At 40.6% G+C, this 18,394-nt stretch carries 18 protein-coding genes; 14 read left to right on the forward strand and 4 right to left on the reverse strand.

Features of this window, described 5'->3' with window-relative positions; all coding sequences use genetic code 11:
• Positions 1-120 precede the first annotated feature (120 nt).
• From UQ64_RS09330 to UQ64_RS09355, 6 genes are all read left to right on the forward strand, one after another.
• Positions 121-834: an ABC transporter ATP-binding protein gene (locus tag UQ64_RS09330; protein ID WP_060623141.1), complete on the forward strand. Its 714-nt coding sequence runs from the start codon at positions 121-123 to the stop codon at positions 832-834.
• Positions 827-2,428 carry an ABC transporter permease gene (locus UQ64_RS09335; protein ID WP_060623143.1) on the forward strand — a complete coding sequence of 534 codons (1,602 nt, stop codon included), beginning with the start codon at positions 827-829 and terminating at the stop codon, positions 2,426-2,428. Before UQ64_RS09330 ends, UQ64_RS09335 begins: the two co-directional genes overlap by 8 nt.
• A gap of 216 nt (positions 2,429-2,644) precedes the next feature.
• The gene (locus UQ64_RS09340) at positions 2,645-3,166 is read left to right on the forward strand and encodes a YfiT family bacillithiol transferase (protein ID WP_060623145.1); all 522 of its coding nucleotides are present in this window, start codon (positions 2,645-2,647) and stop codon (positions 3,164-3,166) included.
• A gap of 81 nt (positions 3,167-3,247) precedes the next feature.
• The gene (locus UQ64_RS09345; RefSeq protein WP_060623147.1) at positions 3,248-5,815 is read left to right on the forward strand and encodes a diadenylate cyclase; all 2,568 of its coding nucleotides are present in this window, start codon (positions 3,248-3,250) and stop codon (positions 5,813-5,815) included.
• Positions 5,816-5,967: 152 nt separating this feature from the next.
• Positions 5,968-7,575 carry an S-layer homology domain-containing protein gene (locus UQ64_RS09350; protein WP_060623149.1) on the forward strand — a complete coding sequence of 536 codons (1,608 nt, stop codon included), beginning with the start codon at positions 5,968-5,970 and terminating at the stop codon, positions 7,573-7,575.
• 244 nt (positions 7,576-7,819) lie between these two features.
• Positions 7,820-9,112 (forward strand): galactokinase, encoded by a 1,293-nt coding sequence (locus UQ64_RS09355; protein ID WP_060623150.1) that lies wholly within the window; start codon positions 7,820-7,822, stop codon positions 9,110-9,112.
• A 118-nt stretch (positions 9,113-9,230) separates the two neighbouring features.
• Here the strand turns inward: UQ64_RS09355 and UQ64_RS09360 are convergent, their stop codons facing one another.
• The 3 genes from UQ64_RS09360 to UQ64_RS09370 form a co-directional block, all read right to left on the reverse strand.
• Entirely contained in the window at positions 9,231-9,653 is a 423-nt protein-coding gene (locus tag UQ64_RS09360; protein WP_156417498.1) for a MarR family winged helix-turn-helix transcriptional regulator, read from the reverse strand.
• 233 nt (positions 9,654-9,886) lie between these two features.
• A complete protein-coding gene (locus tag UQ64_RS09365) occupies positions 9,887-10,603 on the reverse strand; it encodes a glycosyltransferase family 2 protein (protein WP_060623152.1) in 717 nt (238 codons plus the stop codon).
• Positions 10,600-11,307, reverse strand: a complete 708-nt coding sequence (locus UQ64_RS09370; protein ID WP_060623154.1) for a glycosyltransferase family 2 protein — start codon at positions 11,305-11,307, stop codon at positions 10,600-10,602. Before UQ64_RS09370 ends, UQ64_RS09365 begins: the two co-directional genes overlap by 4 nt.
• 338 nt (positions 11,308-11,645) lie before the next feature.
• Between UQ64_RS09370 and UQ64_RS09375 the strand changes: the two genes are divergently transcribed.
• The 7 genes from UQ64_RS09375 (at position 11,646) to UQ64_RS09405 (ending at position 16,617) form a co-directional block, all read left to right on the forward strand.
• Positions 11,646-12,218 carry a hypothetical protein gene (locus tag UQ64_RS09375; protein ID WP_060623156.1) on the forward strand — a complete coding sequence of 191 codons (573 nt, stop codon included), beginning with the start codon at positions 11,646-11,648 and terminating at the stop codon, positions 12,216-12,218.
• 68 nt (positions 12,219-12,286) lie between these two features.
• Complete coding sequence (locus tag UQ64_RS09380) at positions 12,287-12,955, forward strand: hypothetical protein (RefSeq protein WP_060623158.1); 669 nt, start codon at positions 12,287-12,289, stop codon at positions 12,953-12,955.
• Positions 12,918-13,928: a leucine-rich repeat domain-containing protein gene (locus UQ64_RS09385; RefSeq protein WP_060623160.1), complete on the forward strand. Its 1,011-nt coding sequence runs from the start codon at positions 12,918-12,920 to the stop codon at positions 13,926-13,928. Before UQ64_RS09380 ends, UQ64_RS09385 begins: the two co-directional genes overlap by 38 nt.
• A gap of 337 nt (positions 13,929-14,265) precedes the next feature.
• Positions 14,266-14,898, forward strand: a complete 633-nt coding sequence (locus UQ64_RS09390; RefSeq protein WP_245237899.1) for a hypothetical protein — start codon at positions 14,266-14,268, stop codon at positions 14,896-14,898.
• A gap of 52 nt (positions 14,899-14,950) precedes the next feature.
• Positions 14,951-15,508, forward strand: a complete 558-nt coding sequence (locus tag UQ64_RS09395) for a hypothetical protein (RefSeq protein WP_060623163.1) — start codon at positions 14,951-14,953, stop codon at positions 15,506-15,508.
• Between the two features lie 47 nt (positions 15,509-15,555).
• Complete coding sequence (locus UQ64_RS09400) at positions 15,556-16,014, forward strand: SMI1/KNR4 family protein (RefSeq protein ID WP_060623165.1); 459 nt, start codon at positions 15,556-15,558, stop codon at positions 16,012-16,014.
• 42 nt (positions 16,015-16,056) lie between these two features.
• Positions 16,057-16,617 carry a DUF4303 domain-containing protein gene (locus UQ64_RS09405; RefSeq protein ID WP_060623166.1) on the forward strand — a complete coding sequence of 187 codons (561 nt, stop codon included), beginning with the start codon at positions 16,057-16,059 and terminating at the stop codon, positions 16,615-16,617.
• 151 nt (positions 16,618-16,768) lie between these two features.
• On the opposite strand, the gene UQ64_RS09410 is transcribed toward UQ64_RS09405, so the two are convergent.
• Positions 16,769-17,344 (reverse strand): hypothetical protein, encoded by a 576-nt coding sequence (locus UQ64_RS09410; protein ID WP_060623168.1) that lies wholly within the window; start codon positions 17,342-17,344, stop codon positions 16,769-16,771.
• Positions 17,345-17,852: 508 nt separating this feature from the next.
• Here UQ64_RS09410 and UQ64_RS09415 point away from each other — a divergent pair.
• Positions 17,853-18,359, forward strand: coding sequence for a DL-endopeptidase inhibitor IseA family protein (locus tag UQ64_RS09415; RefSeq protein WP_060623169.1), 507 nt, complete (start codon positions 17,853-17,855; stop codon positions 18,357-18,359).
• Positions 18,360-18,394 lie beyond the last annotated feature (35 nt).

Here is an 18,394-nt window from a genome sequence, read left to right on the forward strand (position 1 = left end):
TAAAGGAATGAACTAAATAGACAGGATAAACGTACTATAGTAAAACTATCTTAACAACGTATGGAACGGTAGGCATGGCATGATGAAAGTTACGAATACGAACGGAGAGGGAGTGCCAAGATGTTGATAATAAAGCATTTTACCAAGAGTTATAAGGGTGGTAAGAAGGCAGTGAGTGACTTGAATCTAGTGGTCGAGAAAGGTGATATTTATGGTTTTATTGGTCATAACGGTGCGGGGAAAACAACGACGATTCGGGCAGTAGTAGGTGTTCTTGATTTTGAGGAGGGGGACATCGAGATTGGTGGGTATTCCATTAAAAAAGATCCATTAGCCTGCAAAGCGATTACGGCGTATATCCCGGATAATCCGGATCTATATGATCATCTCACTGGCATTCAGTACTTGAATTTTATTGGTGATCTTTTTAGCGTATCGAAAGCCGATCGGGAGTTATTGGTTAAGAAATATGGCGATGAATTTGAGATTACATCTCATTTGGGGGATTTAATCTCCTCGTATTCTCATGGAATGAAGCAGAAACTGGCTATCATATCTGCGCTAATACATAAACCGAAGCTGTTAGTGCTGGATGAGCCCTTTGTGGGACTTGATCCAAAAGCGGCACACACGCTTAAAAGAATCATGACGGAGATTTGCAGTCAAGGCAGTGCGATCTTTTTTTCAACGCATGTACTGGATGTGGCCGAGAAGCTCTGCAATAAGATTGCGATTATCAAAGCGGGGGAATTAATTACTCATGGGAAAACAGAAGAGGTGAAAGGTGACAGTAGCCTTGAAGATGTATTTTTGGAGTTGATTAAGCATGATTAATATCTGGAGATTGACGAAGATTCAGCTGATCTCTTCCTTTGGGTTAAATAAAGCTTTGCATACACGTGATGTGAAAGAAAGACGCAAAATGCTTTGGCTGAGCATCGGTATCTTAATAGGCATTGTCATGATGGCAGTTGTTTCATTTGGATATAGCTTTATGATAGCAGAGACCCTTGAACAGATAGGTCGGCCAGAACTGCTGCTTGCAATAATGATGGCTGTTACATGCTTAATTGGTTTTTTTACAACGATCTATAAGGCAAGTGGTGTATTATTTGGTTCCAAAGACTACGATCTCGTAATGTCCTTGCCAATCAAAACGAGTCATATTGTTGCAAGTCGAGTGGTTCAACTCTATGTGTTAAACCTGTTCTTTTCTTTGATGGTGATGGTACCTGCAGGCATTGTTTATGCTATAAAGGTGAATCCCGGAGCTTTATATTATTTGTATTTCATGATCACATTGTTATTTATTCCGTTAGTGCCGATTATTGCTGCAACGATTATTGGTGCCCTGATCAGTTGGATTTCCTCAAGATTTAAAGGAAGCCGTATAATAACGCTCATCCTAACTTTTGTAGTAATTATTGCTATAATTGTTGGTTCAGGCCAAATAAATGGTAACAATCCACAATTACTTGCGGATATGAGCGCTCAAATCGCAGATCAAATATACAACTTGTATCCTATGACGCTTATGTATGTAAATGCGGTTTGCTCGTTTCAAATGGATGCTTTAGTATTGTTTATTGGGCTTTCGCTGATTTCTTTTATGCTCTTTACCATGGTGCTTGGTAGTAAATATAAAGCGATCCACACAGGCCTTACGACTTCTTTTTCAACAAATAAATATCAAATGAAATCACTTGCAGTATCCTCACCGCTTTATACATTGTACAAAAAAGAGCTGCGCCGCTATTTTAGTTCTTCTATATATGTACTTAACACGAGTATAGGCATGGTTATGTTACTTGTGATGGCGGTCGCCTTGCTGTTCATTAACGCAGAGCAACTAGGACAGCTTGTTGAGATACCAGAGCTTTCAAATTATCTAAATCGACTGGCTCCACTGTTTGTTTCGGTTTTTGTAACTTTAAGCTGTACGACATCCAGTTCCATATCGCTCGAAGGTAATAATATTTGGATTTTAAAAAGCGCACCTGTGCCGACATTAACGATATTGTTAAGTAAAATTGCAGTGAATCTTACGATTACCGTACCGATTGTAGTTGTAAGTAGTGTGCTCCTCATGATATCCCTAGGTACGGGATGGATGGAAAGCTTTCTATTACTAGTTATTCCAGTTTTATATGCTTGTCTTACAGCAATGATAGGTGTGCTCGTCAACTTGAAGCTGCCTAAACTGGAGTGGACAAATGAAGTCTCGGTGGTCAAACAAAGTGCATCTGTTTTAGTAGCGATGTTGATAGGCTTTATAAGCTTACTGATTCCAGTTGGTTCGAGTCTTCTTCTAGCCGATCTGAACGGTAATCTCGTATTGTTAGGTATTGGATTGTTGATATTAGTGGTGTGTGGTGCGATGTATCGATACATTCAGTCCAAAGGGGAGCTTTTATTTCGGGCGCTTTAAATAGTTAGAGTACTATATTGTGATTGAATTGGAACGTAATTCATTAATATGAATATTGAATCTCATAACTATTATCGGACACTCCTTTTGGGGTGTCTTTCGTTATAAATTGGGACTTATACTTTGAAGAACTTTAATATTTCAACACCGATGGAAGGATATAAACCGATTGTTAACGAATTCAAGTTGATAAAAATACGCTTGGAGTGTGAGGAAATGGAACAAATTCGATATCCTATAGGGCAATTTCAACTCATAGAGCATCCAACTCCAGAAGATCGAAACAGATGGATAGCGGAAATCCGAGATTTGCCACTAATTCTACGTCAGACAGTGCATAACCTAACGGAGGAGCAATTACATAAACCTTATCGTCCTGGTGGTTGGACTGTATGTCAGGTAGTTCACCATATGGCAGATAACGATATGAATGCATATATTCGATTTAAGAGAGCACTAACTGAGGATAATCCAATAGCAAGTTCCTATCGAGAAGATTTGTGGGCAGAACTAAGTGATTATAGAACACCTATAGAAACTTCTTTGGTTCTCATAGATTCGATTCACAATCGGTTTGTTGGCTTACTACGGTCACTACATCTATCAGATTTTGAGAAAAAATTCACGAGTCTCACTCACGGTGAAATGAATCTTGATGCTGCAATTCAAAGATACGCTTGGCATGATCGTCATCATACCGCACAAATTGCTTCACTAAAGGAACGTGAGCGTTGGTAGTAATGTCACCATGATCTTATGAAATATATGATATGCTAAGAATATTATGGAAAATAATTCGAGTGGGAGATGTACTTCTAAATGTCTTTGAAACTTATCGAGAATATCCACAAAGTCGTTTATCCTCAACTAGAGGAAATGGTGCGGAAGCTGGATGAACGGCTGGAACTCAAGCTGTATGCTATCGTACTGCATGAAGACCGTAGCCCTCTAACGACAACAAGGATCAAGCGGGTCTTAACTGGGAAGCGAGGAGAAGATACCAAAGTTATACTAGAGAATCTGAAAGGACCAGAGGATGCGCTGACCAAGCTCGGATTGTCTGGTTGGCAGTGGGGCGGCACTGTGGAACAATTGAACGAATATATTCGAAAGACGGTGCACGACAGGAAGACATCAGCTGAAGTTGCATCTGAGAAATTACTAGTGGATTCTGTAGGGGAAGGCTCACCGGTAAAAGCTGATTCACCGGTTACTCTTGTACATACGACAACCAGCATTTTATATCCGAACCGGATGAACTTGACGCTGAAGGGGAAAAAGTTTGAACTGATCTATATTTTGGCGATCGATTACGCCGGTCTGCAAGTTTGCCGGATGTTCTATGAGTTGCCACAAATATCCTTTTTACGGATGACACTTGATTACTATTTTGACGACTATTACAAAGAGGATAAGAATAATAGGATCGGTGAGGAACTGGAATCTAAGTATAAAGAGAGTGTATCTGGTTTCTTGCAGCGCATGTCACGCATGTTCTTGGGGAAGATCCAGCAGTATATTAATGATGGTGGTGGAGAGGAAGCTCAGGTCTTTTCTGGAGTAGAGCGTGAGTCGAACCAGCAATATTATATCAACATGTTGATGGAGAAAATTGAAGGCATCGCCACCAGAACGTATGAAGGAGAAAGCCCCTTTGGTTGCATACTGCTTATGAGCCCTAAGCTGTTGAACGAGCGGACCGGACTAGTAAAGTATGCCATTCAATTCGAAGGTGAGAACGGGATTTCTCTGGATGACGGCCGACGGATTCGCAAATTACTTGAGATGACTAATAACGAACATGATTTGTTCCTGATTGCCGACGAGCATATCATCTATGGTATCGGAGAAGTCGATTGGAGCTTGTTGGGGACGGATAGCGTATTTAAGCTTGAATTCAAAGGCTTGTCCCGATACGATCTAATGCTGATCAGAATGAAAGAAGAGGAACCCACTGACAAGCGAGTAGAGTCGGATGAAGACAAGAAGATTTTCAAAATGACCACCAATCTTCGTATCGTCTCGGATAAACTACTTGGAGTCTCTTTTAAGAACCCTGAAATTGGACAGGATAGGTTCGATCTTGATCTATTTAAGCGAATTACATTAGCAACGTTCAAAGATACAACCACTCTGGATCAGAAGAATATAGACAAGCTTGGGAAAATGATTAAGGAGGCAACTCAGCAGCAGAGCGGAACCATGGTTGTTATTACAGAACCGGATACGGCTAGGGATGAAGTGAGACGATTGAAGAAGCAATCCACCCCTATCCTCAAAACCCAGCTTAACCCTATATTCATAAAGCATTTGACGGCCATTGATGGTGCCTTATATTGTGATACAGACGCCAACTGCCATGCGATCGGTGTAATTCTGGATGGACTTTCCCAAGAGCATTTGGGCGATGCTAGTCGTGGAGCTAGATTCAATTCTGCTTACAAATATTTAGAGAAACTGAGAATAGATAAAGCACCCTGTGTGATTGCCATTATCTCCGAAGATGGAATGGTAAACCTGATTCCTGAGCCTATTACCGAAAGAACGGTGCGGCAGATTGTCCAGCAATATGTGGATTACATTAAGGAGACTGAGAAAGGTAAAACAACAGAAGACAAAGTGAAGACTTATGAAGAACGTTTACAGCAGGCACGCGGAGCTGTTGAAATAGATGATGATTATTTTTTTCAGTTAGGTGATGCGTGGTTTGAGCATGAAGATTATTTGAAATCGGCGGAATATTATCAAGGTGGGATTCAGCAGAACAGTCAGTTACATATTGCTTATCGTAGAAAGTTGATTATGGCTAACTATAAATGCTTCTCCGGGTTAGCAAGAGAAGAAAGAATCCCGGTTTTAGAAAATATGCTGGACACTTCGAACTCCATTATTGACGACAATGGCACGGTGTTGACGGATGAAGATTATAATTTGCGCGGAATTGTCCAGTATAGTTTAGGAGTATATTGCGAGGATCCCAAACAGAAGGATGGATATTTTAAAAGAGCGTTGGAGGACTATACCCAATCAATAAACCAGAAAAAATCCAAGAAACAGGTTCTGTACTCTAATCGTGGCGGTCTAAATTTAAAAATGGGTAGGTATGAAGACGCATTAGATGACTTTATCAGTGCCGAGCTGGAAAAATCTTCAGACGATTATCTGAATAATATTATTAAATTGGCGGGTAAGAGCTCTGGGCTCTTGATCCATGCGATAACCCGGTATTCAGAGGGTAAAGGGGATGATTGGGGAGACAGTGAACTAGGCAAGCAGTTAATGGAACTAGGTGAGCAATGGGCTACAGCGCACCCAGAGGTGGCCGCAGCTATGGAAGAATTGAAAGGGGATAATAGCCCTCCAAAAGACCCCAATAGTGAAGTTTAGCAACAGGCTACTAAGATGTAACGTAACAAATAATTTCGAAAATGGATGTGCTTCACAAAGTACATCTTTTCGCACTCTACCAATATTTTAGCAATGTTTATTGATTCCATCCTTGGTATAATTCGAAGATTATATCCGAGGAGGATCATCTCGTGAACAATAGATTTGGTAGGTTTGCAGTCATAACAATCGTTATAGTGCTTATATCTGGAATATTTATCCAACATATATCAGCTGATAATGGGGCGCCTTTTAAGGATATAAATAATAGTTATGCTAAAAATGAAATTATAGATTTATATCACCGTAACATATTAACTGGTACATCGGCGACAAGCTTTTCACCTACTAAATCGATTACTAGGGCAGAATTCATTACGGTTCTTGACCGTCTGCTAAAGCTTGATAAGGCAGTCAGTCCAGTATCTCCTTATACAGATGTAGCCCAAAAAGCTTGGTATTACGGCTGGATACAGGCAGCTGTTCAGCTTGAACTGGCAAACGGCACTTCGGCAACTACTTTTGCCCCAGTAAAAGCAGTTACTAGGCAAGAAGCGGCTATATGGGTGACCAAAGCTTTAATGCAAACGAACCATACTTCTGCTCTAACCTCGTTCGATGATCGAAAGGAAATTGCTAGTTGGGCAAGGTCAGCTGTTGCTACTGTAAATGATCTTGGTTTAATGAAGGGGGATAATCGCAAGAATTTCCGACCCGCTGATCCTATAACTAGGCAGGAGACAGCGGTCCTCATTGACCGGGTGCTGCAAAATGAGAGCTGGGCAGCAGAGCTTGAAGATGAGCCGGAGGATCATATCGTTATTGGCTGGCAATATGCTCAAACGACGGCACAATACGAGAATACTGTTCTGAAGTCGAACGTCAACACGTTATCTCCACGCTGGTACTATGTAGCGAAATCTGGTGCGGTAACGGATTCAACGGATGCTTCGCTAATTACATGGGCAAAGAAGAATAACAAGAAAATATGGGCGATGGTTGGCAATCGATCAGATCAAGAAGCGACCCATCAAATTTTGTCGAGTGCAACCACAAGGAATACGGCAGTAAATCAATTAGGAGCTTTAGTGAGCAAATATAGATTAGATGGACTAAACATTGATTTTGAAAATGTTGCGGCAGATGATCGTGCGTATTTGACCTCGTTCATTACATTATTAGCTGAGAAAATGCATGCTCTTAACGCGACGCTGTCGATAGACGTATCTCCCGATCTTGGGACAGATTGGACAGATGCTTTTGACTACGCTGCATTAGGTAAGCAAGTGAACTATATGGTGATGATGGGTTATGACGAACATTATGATGGGAGTAAACTTCCAGGGCCCAATGCTTCTATTCCTTTTGATCAACATGCAGTGGATACAGTACTAAAGGTCGTACCTAGCCATAAGGTTATATTGGCACTGCCTTTATATAATCGGGACTGGACGTTGAACCAGAATGGCACGGTTTCATCTTCAAAGTACATCTCGCTTTCGGAGCAAAATCAGATTATTAGTAATAATGGAATGAAGCCCGTATGGAATGAGTCTTTAGGACAATATGTTGCAAACTATTCGAAGCAGTCCATAAAGCACACGATCTGGATTGAGGATGGCCGATCATTAATAGCCAAATACCATTTAAGCATTAAGACCAATCTAGCTGGGATTGCTTATTGGTATATAGGTGGGGAAAGCGCAGATATATGGCCTAGCTTAAGTAATGCAGAGAAATTTTACGATTATACGTTTTAAAAAGAAAGACTGGATGCTCATAGCTATATTGCTATGTTGCTATCTAGTTTTTTTATTACCCAACACATACACATAAATATATATATTCAAGGAATTATAAGTCATAATCATCCATATAAAAGTTACATTATCCCCTAGTATGTAATAATTAATAAATGTTATATTTTTCTTGTGTAACACCATTTGATGAATATGAAATCAGGACAGAAACAAAAATTAATTATACATATGGAGGATTCAAAGGATGCCATCAATTACCGAAACATTTCAACTAATAGAATCGAAAGAATTTCAAAGAGCATTAGAAAGCCTGTATGGAGATGTTCCGTCTATCATTAACAATCAAAAGCAAAGATATAAAGACTTGGTTCAGGAATATATAAATAAATATTCAGAGGGGGATGTATTTCTCTTTAGCTCACCAGGGCGCAGTGAAATTAGTGGCAACCATACAGATCATAATCTGGGTAAAGTTATTGCTGCCAGTATAAACATGGATTGCATTGGAGCGGCTGCGAAAAATGATCAAAATATTATTCGTATAAAAAGCATTACCTATAACGAAGACTTCATTATTGATTTAAATTCGAGTGGGAATAGCCTTAACCTTTCAGGTACATATACCTTAGTTAAAGGGATTTTGGACGGTTTTGAACGGTATGGTTACAAATTAGGTGGTTTCGACGTCTGCATCACAAGTGATGTCATAAGTGCAGCAGGTGTAAGCTCATCAGCTTCTTTTGAGATGTTGATATGCTCGATTATTAATTTCTTTTACAACAATAACGAGATGGATGTCGTTACCTGTGCCAAGATAGGTCAATATGCAGAGAATTCAGAATGGAACAAACAATCGGGTTTGCTCGACCAAATTGCTTGCGGTTATGGGGGGCTAATTTCGATTGATTTTAAAAACATCGAAGCTCCGCTGATCACTACATTAAATTTTTCATCTATTGACAAAGATTATGAGTTATTTATTGTTCCCACAGGTGCAAACCATGCAGATTTAAGTGAAGAATACTCCTCAATTCCAACAGAAATGAAGGCTGTTGCCCGAGAGCTTGGGAAAAATGTGCTTCGCGAATTAGAAAAGCAAGATATATTGGACAACCTGGACAAACTCAGAGAGAGTGTCGGGGACAGAGCTGTATTGAGAGCACTGCATTTCTATGAGGAAAACATTCGAGTTGATCAACAAGTAGAAGCTTTGACAGGGGATAATGCAAACAGCTTCATAAAACTCGTAAATGAATCTGGGAACTCATCCTGGAAATGGCTGCAAAATTGCTATTCTAACACTACTCCTTCTACACAGGGGGTGACACTATATTTGGCATTAACTGAGCTGTTTATCAAGGAGAAGGGGGCAGGAGCTTGCAGGGTACATGGAGGCGGTTTTGCAGGAGTTATAATGGCTTTATTGCCAAAAGAGTATACGGATTCCTATAAAGCATATATGCTCTCATTTGGTGTTGAGCAGATTTATCCTGTACGTATTCGTAAGCATGGTGCTATTAATATAAATTTATTATAGGCATTTATTAGCCGGTTACCAAGTTAGCGTGAATTTAAATAACTTGGTGCCGACTTTTTTCTGATTTTTGGTAGGGGTATATTGGAATTGTTAATAAACATGTCCTCCGCTTACTAAGTCAATAAGCTCTCTTGTTTCCTTTTTTGACTAACTCCCAATTTTTTTCTACATTTTTTCTGACTCTCTGCAGCAAGGTAAACATAGTTTCCACTTCATTTTCAGAGAATCCAGATAATGCTACCTTATTGGAATAATCGTTTTCTCTTCTTATGAAAGGGAACACAGTATCGCCTTTCTCTGTAGGAAATAGTTTTTTTGTTTTTTTGTTTTGATTGTCTTTTATACTTTCAATAAATCCATTTAATTCTAATTTTTTAATTGCTCTTGAAGCTGTTGTTCGATCTACTTTTATCATTTCAGCTAACTTTTCTTGAATTATTCCGGGGTTTTCACATATTCGCACTAGGTACAAATATTGCCCTTTTGTAAGATCATGCTCTATAAATTCAATATTGCTTATAGAATCTAATGCCCTTGCTATCCAGTCTTTTTATTTGATTATATCGCGCGGTAGTCCCCTCGTTATTGAACGGTATTCCAGGTCCATCAACAAACAACTCAATCTGGCCAAAGTCTGCATTTTGTATACCCTTAATTAAGGTTAGTCATAAAACAATACTCCCATAAATGTTATAACATTGGGAGGAGTACAATAAGTTATCCATTAGGTTTCAGCGCTCTATAAATCTTGTCTAATAACTTCGTTGAATTAAATCAGTTTCGAGTGACGTATTTTTTGAAGTTTTTTACTTTTACAACTTTAACACTTTGGGATAAAAGCTTCTTGTCGCTGACGATCCAGGTGTGATCTTTGGAGTTTTTTCTACGAATTGCAGCGAAGTTATACTTATTTCCTGCGTAAATTTTAAAGCCATGAGCTGCGCAATCAGCACAAAATTTAACGCATTCACCTCTGTTCCGATTTGGAAAAGAAATCTGATCGAACACCTTGCGTTTAATGAGTAGGGTCGCACCCTGAACATTGGTTACATATTTATTCTCCATTCGGAGGTAACGAAGCAAAAGTAACTTCTTATCATTCAAATACATATAGTGAGCCCGTTTTCCAACGATATCTGCTTTAGTCTTATGGAGTATTTGCATGCTATCAGTTAAATAGTTGGAAGCGTAGTAATCGTCATCGTCAAATTTAGCAATATAACTATAATTCGCTAATTGCACACCAAAATTCAAACAATAACCGAGGGAATGATGTTCCGGTACTTTAAAGACCCACACATTCTTATGTTTTTTTGCAGCAGCTGTATAGTCATCTATCTTCAAACTATCATTATTTATGATTACGATAAGCTCTTTAAGCTTAAAATTTTGTCGTCGATAGTTATCAAACAGTGTATTTATACAGTCAGCTCGTTTCGTACAGGTCAGAATAGATACAGCGGACAAAGTGGAATCTGTAGCCCATTTCATAACTTGATCTTTGGACTGCGTCCAACAAATGCCTTGTAATTTTTAATATTACGGATGATCTTATGGTTTGCTATTAAAGTGCTATCACTGATGATCCATGTGTGCTTTGAAGAGTTCTTTCTACGGATGGCTATGAAGTTATTCTTACTCGCAGAATAAACCTTATAACCTCTCTTTCTACTTCTGCTGCAAAAAAGATCATCTTCACCCACGTTTTTATTAGGGAATTTCACATGATCGAATACTTTACGTTTGAAGACGAGTGTAGCGCCTGGGAGATGGGAAACTGTTCGATGTTCGTCATGTGCAAAACGAAGGATCAAAGTCTTTGAACCACTTAAATACATATAATGAGCTCGTTTTCCAAGAATATCAGCATTTGTTCTATTTAATGTCTGAATACTTTCTGTCAAATAATGAGGGGCATAATAATCGTCGTCATCAAATTTGGCGATGGTATGATATTTGCATTTCGTTACGGCATAGTTTAAGCATGAACCCAGAGTTTGATGTTCTGGCTTACGAAATATCTTTATGTTTTTGTGATTTTTAGCTAACTGTTGGTAGGGAGATAACGGAATTGTATTGTTATTGATAATAATGATGAGTTCCTTTTGGGCATATCGTTGTCTGTTGTAATTTTGGAGTAGGTTGTTTAAATAATTTTGACGATTTGTACAGGTAATAATAGAAACACCTTTCATTTAACCAACCCCTCATATGCTTATTTTTAGGAAAAGTCTCATAATACGATATGTCCAAGTTAGGATAGAGTAACGGCATATCAACCTCATGGATGCAAAAATGGATTTTTATAGAGAACACAAAACCACAGGCATGACTGTGCTACCGAGATCTAGCTCATCTTGAAGCAAGGTTATATCTCTCCCTAGTAAAGGTCATTTTCAAAATTCAGGTGAAAAGTAGGAAGACTCAGCACAAATGATCACTATTATTGAAATAAGAGACATACTTAGATACAATCTATAGGATATAAACAAGAATCAGTCTGAATAAGAAAGCGATTAGAGGAGGCCATCTCGTGGGTAGATCATTCGCAAATTTGCATATCAAGTCGAACAACCTTGAGAAGACTGTCGAAGCATTAAGAGAGCTAAGCGAAGGGCATGCAACAGTATTAGGCAAGCCAAATAATGAGGCTCAAGAGTTCAATGTTGTCATGTACGTAAGCAAAAGCAACGAGTACTGGATCAGCGTGCTCCACGATTATTTTGTATGGGGTACGGTGAAGGAAATCGGCAAAACGCTGTCCCGGCTTATCGAGGAGCCAGTGATGACCACCGGATATATAAATGAGGAAATATTCGAGTTGTCGTTGTTCGAGAATGGAGATATTGAGGCCGAAAGAATCTTTTGTGAACAGTGGACGAGGGATGAATATGAACAACTCCGGGAAGAGCGTCTTAACGATGACTACTTGCAGAAAGCGTTGGATATCCGCAATGAGGATTTTGACGGCTTCATTGGCATTACGAGTCCGGGACAAGCCGTAGATAAGCTGTCAGAACTCATAGGAATGTCTTTATGGTGTGATTGGGAGTGGGTCCCGTACGAAGAAACTCTCAGAACACGATTTGCGAAATATGAATTTTGAAAATATTTGAGCAAATGGCTAAGGTCATCTGAGATGACACTTTAGAACATGGCGGTGAGAGAAAAGAAATGGATAGATTAAAGAACAGCGGATTTTATAAACTTAGATTCTTCATAAGGCCGGAAGAGTTTGAAAGCGTTTTGAAGCTTTTTGAACATAAACAAGCGCAATTTTATCTAACCAATTATGCCCAGACAGAGCATGACCATAATCAGGTGTATGAGGCGTATCGGTCATTTTATCATTATTTTACGGCAGAGGAAAAAAGGAATGATGGTCACCCTTTCTTTGTTTATTCCATTTCTGTTGCGTCTGATAATGAAAGCTCCGGATTTTTTGCGAGAAATGAAGGTGTCCATTTTCCTTATTACGGACGATGGGCAGAAGATGAATTGCCGTGTATCTTGCTTTCATTTCCTAAAGGCTTTCAAATGGATTTGGAAGATGAAAACGGGAAGTATTATATCTATGAGGATATCAGGGATCATAAGCCGTTAACATATAAGTTTTTCGATGAAATAAAAGACTCTATTAATAAAATGACAAAGCCGCTTCGCTTCTCAGCGCATGACGCAGATGCTATGAAGGTGCAAAAGCCTTCTGTGCGTATAAGCCATGATGCGATTCACGATTTGAGCAAATCGTGGATTTTCAGTAAGTACGGGCTTGTGATCAATGGCAAAAAAGGAGGATTAATGGATGCGGAAAATATGGAAAAAAAGAATTCTGATCAATAATCCTACCCTGCTGGACCGGAATCTGATCGAGCGGGATTTGCACGACGGTAACCAAGTGATTATTCAATTCTCTCACCCGGATTTTTATGGCTCCATATTGGAAGAAGTGGATGAGCTTTGCGCGCGCTGGGATGAGGATTTCGGAGTACGCTTCTATGCCCACTATTCGCTGTCTTTTGATTGTCATACTCTCTTGCGGATTCCTCATGTGAAAATGCTGCACCTCGATAGTCTCACCCAGGCACATAACACTGAAGCATTGGCGAAGCTGGATCACCTGCGCAGTTTGAGCATAGGCATATACGAGCTGGAGAATTCGGAAATTCTGGGGATTGATACGTTACACTCTCTTAATAAATTAAACATTATCTCGGATAAAAAGACCCTCAACCTGCAATATTTTAAAGAGTTCTCTGATCTGGAGGAATTGCATGTAGGGGGTAAGGTGAAAAACCTTGATGCTATAGGTTATCTGGAGAACTTGAATTATCTCGCGCTGCATTCGATCAGCAAACTGCCGTTACATTGTATTAACCGGCTGAGGAAGCTGGAGCACCTTCGCATTTTGCTTGGAGGCAGGGAGCACATTCATGAAATTGAAGAGAATACAATCGAAAACCTGGAGATTACTAGAGTCCGCGGCTTCCATGACCTGACCAATATTACAGCCTTTCAAGCGCTGAAGAGACTTGTTATTGAGGATCAAATCCAGCTGAAGGAAATCAGCTTTAACCAGGAAATGAAGGCACTGGAGGAACTTTCTATCAGGAATTGTAAAGGCTTAACCCGTTTGACGGGGATGGAGCAACTACCTTTGCTGCACACGCTTCGTATTCTCAAAACGGCAATCGATTTTGATTCCTTTATCCATCAGAAACTTCCGAATTCTTTATCTACAGTGGAGTTTGCAACTTTCAAAAGTAAAGCAGACCGGGAAATACAACAATCTTTAGCGGCATTGGGTTTTCAATAAAAGGGAGTGAAGTCAACCCTTAAGGAAAATGGAGGAATCCCGGGATAATGTTTCTGTTAAAGTTTATCTGTACATGGGTATTGCTCGTTGCATCGTGTTCGGCTGCATAAATCTTGTGTTCACCGCCCTTGTGGGTGTAGCTGTCTGGTATCTGGTGCAATTGGCTAATGGATATAAAAGCGGCAAATGACCGAAGCGAGCTATGCCATTGATTATTCTGTAAACAGGAGGAGTATTTATGTACATCGTATCTCAGCCAAAACCGCTATCTGACGGCCAAAACCAAGCACTTGCGAAGGAAGACGTTACTGTTTATCCACAGGGCTACCTCCGGTTTTTGCGGCGATTCGGTGAAGGGACTTACAGAGGGTGGTTGAATGTTCAGTTTCCCGATGCAGAGGTGCTTAAACCTTTTGCCGAGTACGGATTATGGGAGCATGACGAAAACAGCCCCATTAGTGAGCAACAGATCGGCGAGTGTATCGTTATAGGTACAACGGTGGACGGTGATTTTCTGGCAGTACATCCCCAAGCTGGGCTGCTCTGGCTACCTCGGCATGCGGAGCACGTAAAGGCGATTTCCCTGCAGGCACGGGAGCAGGAAGACGAAGGGATGTACGCCTTGGTGCTGGATGAAATATATTGTCAGGTGTATGGAATCAGCCAAGGGGAGTGTATCTATTATGAACCGTGGACGGGCACTCGGAGCCATCGCTTTTTGCGTTTGCCACAAGGACAGGATCAGCTTACGCTGTCCGAACTGGCCGAATTATGCCAAAATGAATTTCCGTCGGATTTGACCATTGAGAATGCCTATGCTTGTTTCCTGTTCTACCGGCAGCTGGGCGGCTATGTACGATTGAATTATGCCTACCAGCAAGAGGTGGCTGTCTTCTATGAACAGGATGCGGGGCAGGCATTTGCCGTTATGGAGCAGTGGCTCTTGTCGAAAGGCTGCGAAGCGATCTGAGAAAATAACAGATGATCCGGATGCTCCTTAAGTGTGGGAGAGGGAGGTATGTATGAAACTAGTTTTTACTTTGGATACACATGGAACGTGTGTGGGTCAATTGAGAGATGAGCTGCTGCCCTTAGAGGAATTAGCAAATACATGGGAGTTTCCCTATGATATCTTTTTTGTATTGCGTGTTTTACCTGAAAGTTATGGTCGAACAACATCCAGACGTTTTGATAGCAGGGATCATACCCTCGAATTAGATATCAGCATAAGTTATGAGCAGTACCAACGGATGTCCAAGCATGAGCAACGTGAAGGATTAGGTATTCACCTTTTTAACTATTTGTCAGAGTCAGTTACTAAATATAATAAGCATGCAGATAAGGAAACCCAAAATCAACTACTGGACCTAGTGAAAAAATGGATGATCGAAAACAATTGGTTAAATGGAAAGTTAAATCAAGCACGGAAACTACTTTCGCAAGACATGGGTCTTTATGAAGTCAGCCAAAAATTGCAGATGCCATTAGAAGAGATTGAGTATATTCTTCTCCGTATGAATGACTATGAGCCAACTGACGTTCATCCTGACAACATTGTAGTAGGAAAAGCGCCGCTATAACATTTGTAGAAAGCTGGAGAGAGATATAGGGAGAGGGGATCGAACTTATGTATGAGCGTTTGGCAGAAAAACTGAAAACGACCTCCGCTTTAAAATGGTTTCCTGGCCATGGTGCGGAAGAAAGCTGGATAGGAGAAGCTGAAGAGGAATTAGGATTCTGCCTGCCGCCATCTTATCGCTGGTGGCTGGTTCATTACGGTAATGCCCGGTTGGGAGGCGGCAATATTCTAGCGATCGCAGCTCCGGAACATAGAGAGTATTACGACGGCGACCTTCTTTACATACATAGACTGAATAAAGCGGAGGAATGGTGGGTAGATCGGTTTCCCCACAGACTGGACTTGTTCGTGCCGGATAGCGACGAGCTTTATTTTTTTGATACGTCTACTAGAGATAAACAGGGAGAATTTCCGATCATGTGTTATGATCTCATGAATGATTTGATCGACAAGTATGCTTCAACGTTTGCGGAATTTCTAGAACGGCTGATTGACGAGCGTTCTTAAATAACCTGAGCTGATCGACTAACGGAAAGGAGGACCATTATCATGAAGCCGATGCAAGAAATAGAGACGGCCGCGATAGAAATCGCCGCTGCTGCCAGAACGTCTTTTGGTGCTCTTTTTGAAAATGGTGAACATTATTATTACTGTACGCTATATACTACTGGCGAGGGATATGCGCCAAGCATCTCCGCCTGGTCGTGGGAAGCTTTGGAGATGGAATCGACCAGGCAAGGAGACGAAAGTGACACACCGGGATCGACGATTGCGGAACTCATCAAATGGTCCTATGCCGATTCACCCTATTGTTGTTTCGGGGATGAGAACTTTGATCACGTTAAACAACGATTTGCTGAGCGTCCTTTCATTGCGGATCTTGAGAATGACGAATGGAATCGCGAGTTTGATTTGAGGCTGAAGGCCATGGAGCTGGCAATGAAAATGCTCGATGATGAAGGCATGTTTGCCATGAATCAGTTGCGAGAGTCAGTATGTGTCCTTGTCGAAGTCATGCCGCCGGATGAGGTTAATACCGAAATTGCCCTACGTTTAAATCGGGCGGAATCACCGGTTATGCAAGCATGGTTGGCGGAAGCGGCGGAGTAGAAGCTCATCTTTAAGGGAAGTGTCAAACCCATAAAGGAAGATGTTGAAAGACATTATGTTAAAAAAATTCGGATTAATGGCTTGCTACTTTAGTCGCGAGTAGTTCAATCAGTTGCTGCCACCAGTGAAAGCCGGCAGTCTTCATAACTAACTAGCCCACTCCTAGTAAGGCGTAATTAGTATATATTTTGCGACTGATCGGAAATCTAAAGCTGATTCTGAAGCCTGAATCTTGTGCTCTGATAGTTAGTAAAAAACGGGAGCGTATTAATCCACGAATTAAACTGTTCAGTCTTGTCGTATTACCTGAATTAATTGCGGCAGTGACACGTGTTGCAAATGGAATATCAGTCGCCAACCTGAGGTATAAGGGAAGAATAGCTTGTACTACTACGAGATGTTCTCCCACTTTATACTTACTTTGAGCGGGGTCAAGAAAAAAACCGTTGACGTATAGTCGATCCCGCATAGGTGTACGAAATCCGAAACTGTACCCTGATCCCAATTCTGCAATTGGGGCATGGCTTACCTTTTGAAACAGTCTTTCCATCTGCACAAAATCAATCTTATTCACCGCTTGCACCCATGCAGCTGAGTATGCTGGATTGCGCACGATTTCGCGATAGAAGGGCAGCATATTTCGTATCGTTCGTCTTAAAATTGCAGGTGTTATAAATTCGTTTTGCTGTTTGCGAACGGGGACTTGATGTTTTCTTTTCTTATTCAATATGCTTCCCTCCTTGAAAATTCAGTTATCTGCAACATATGTTTTACCGGAAAGGTGCGTTTGGACATTTCATCGAAAAAGCACTCAAGGCTTTCGGAATTTAGATTCACTGCTAGAGCGATAAGGAAATTACTTAGCAAGAAATGACGTGGCTGCCGGTAGGAACGGTTTAGTCGCGTTTTGTTTGTGTGCTGCAGCTTGCATGGAAATGATCCATATTCTCTCCCGAAATGTAGGTATACAAGGATGAAATCTGGTTTATTTTTCAATGCTCGGATATCCGCTATCATCTTCATTTGCTACTTGATAACGAAGATTGTAATGCGTGAAGTGCGAGCAGTAATCGTTCCTTGCTACAAGTCGCTGTCTCAAAAATAAGGTTTTTACTTATGAGCTGGCAAACATCATGAAATGAAAAATCATGAAACACGAGGTTCCATTCTTGCCGTGCCTTCCATCAGGTAACATACATAGAATGCAATGGAAGAGCGATAAGGAGGGTGACGGCATGGTTTCGAGAAAACGACTTATGGCATTTATTCAGAATGCGGAAATAGCATGGGAAAAAGTAGTTTTTTCGTATAATCTAAACAGTCCACCGATTCGAATCGGTGATTTTGATTACTACAGACTTCCCTTGCGATTCTCGACCCGAATCAAAATTTTTCGGTATTACCGCCAATTTTGGAACATTGTATATGCAAATCGCATGATCTGCTCCGCAGGTTTCAAAAACATTCGGGGACGTCTTTACTCTCCTGATGCAGATACGGGGGGATTGCCTAGCAGAGTGTTGGGTTTAAAAATTATAAACCAGACAAGCACAAATATAATAGTTGACGCTATTCTAGGTATTCAAGGCGACTCAATCGCTGATGGGGAAACTATTCGTTATTTCATCTTGCGCAACCCATCCACCGAAGTACTTACGATCAATTTACGCAGAAGCCGATATGCCGATTACCGTTACGATCCATGCAAAAAAAAGAGTAGGATACTAAGAAGGAAAAAATGAAATAGTACCTGTTATATAGGGAGATAAATTATTCA

It is taken from the genome of Paenibacillus etheri, assembly GCF_001012825.1.
GTDB lineage: Bacteria > Bacillota > Bacilli > Paenibacillales > Paenibacillaceae > Paenibacillus_AQ > Paenibacillus_AQ etheri.

What these genes read in the sequence shown, in the direction of transcription:
- UQ64_RS09400 (WP_060623165.1), top strand. Translation starts at nt 15,556, where the DNA reads ATGTATGAGCGTTTGGCAGAAAAACTGAAAACGACCTCCGCTTTAAAA.
- UQ64_RS09330 (WP_060623141.1), top strand. Translation starts at nt 121, where the DNA reads ATGTTGATAATAAAGCATTTTACCAAGAGTTATAAGGGTGGTAAGAAG.
- UQ64_RS09395 (WP_060623163.1), top strand. Translation starts at nt 14,951, where the DNA reads ATGAAACTAGTTTTTACTTTGGATACACATGGAACGTGTGTGGGTCAA.
- UQ64_RS09355 (WP_060623150.1), top strand. Translation starts at nt 7,820, where the DNA reads ATGCCATCAATTACCGAAACATTTCAACTAATAGAATCGAAAGAATTT.
- UQ64_RS09380 (WP_060623158.1), top strand. Translation starts at nt 12,287, where the DNA reads ATGGATAGATTAAAGAACAGCGGATTTTATAAACTTAGATTCTTCATA.
- UQ64_RS09365 (WP_060623152.1), bottom strand. Translation starts at nt 10,603, where the DNA reads ATGAAATGGGCTACAGATTCCACTTTGTCCGCTGTATCTATTCTGACC.
- UQ64_RS09340 (WP_060623145.1), top strand. Translation starts at nt 2,645, where the DNA reads ATGGAACAAATTCGATATCCTATAGGGCAATTTCAACTCATAGAGCAT.
- UQ64_RS09385 (WP_060623160.1), top strand. Translation starts at nt 12,918, where the DNA reads ATGCGGAAAATATGGAAAAAAAGAATTCTGATCAATAATCCTACCCTG.
- UQ64_RS09415 (WP_060623169.1), top strand. Translation starts at nt 17,853, where the DNA reads ATGGTTTCGAGAAAACGACTTATGGCATTTATTCAGAATGCGGAAATA.
- UQ64_RS09335 (WP_060623143.1), top strand. Translation starts at nt 827, where the DNA reads ATGATTAATATCTGGAGATTGACGAAGATTCAGCTGATCTCTTCCTTT.
- UQ64_RS09345 (WP_060623147.1), top strand. Translation starts at nt 3,248, where the DNA reads ATGTCTTTGAAACTTATCGAGAATATCCACAAAGTCGTTTATCCTCAA.
- UQ64_RS09405 (WP_060623166.1), top strand. Translation starts at nt 16,057, where the DNA reads ATGAAGCCGATGCAAGAAATAGAGACGGCCGCGATAGAAATCGCCGCT.
- UQ64_RS09370 (WP_060623154.1), bottom strand. Translation starts at nt 11,307, where the DNA reads ATGAAAGGTGTTTCTATTATTACCTGTACAAATCGTCAAAATTATTTA.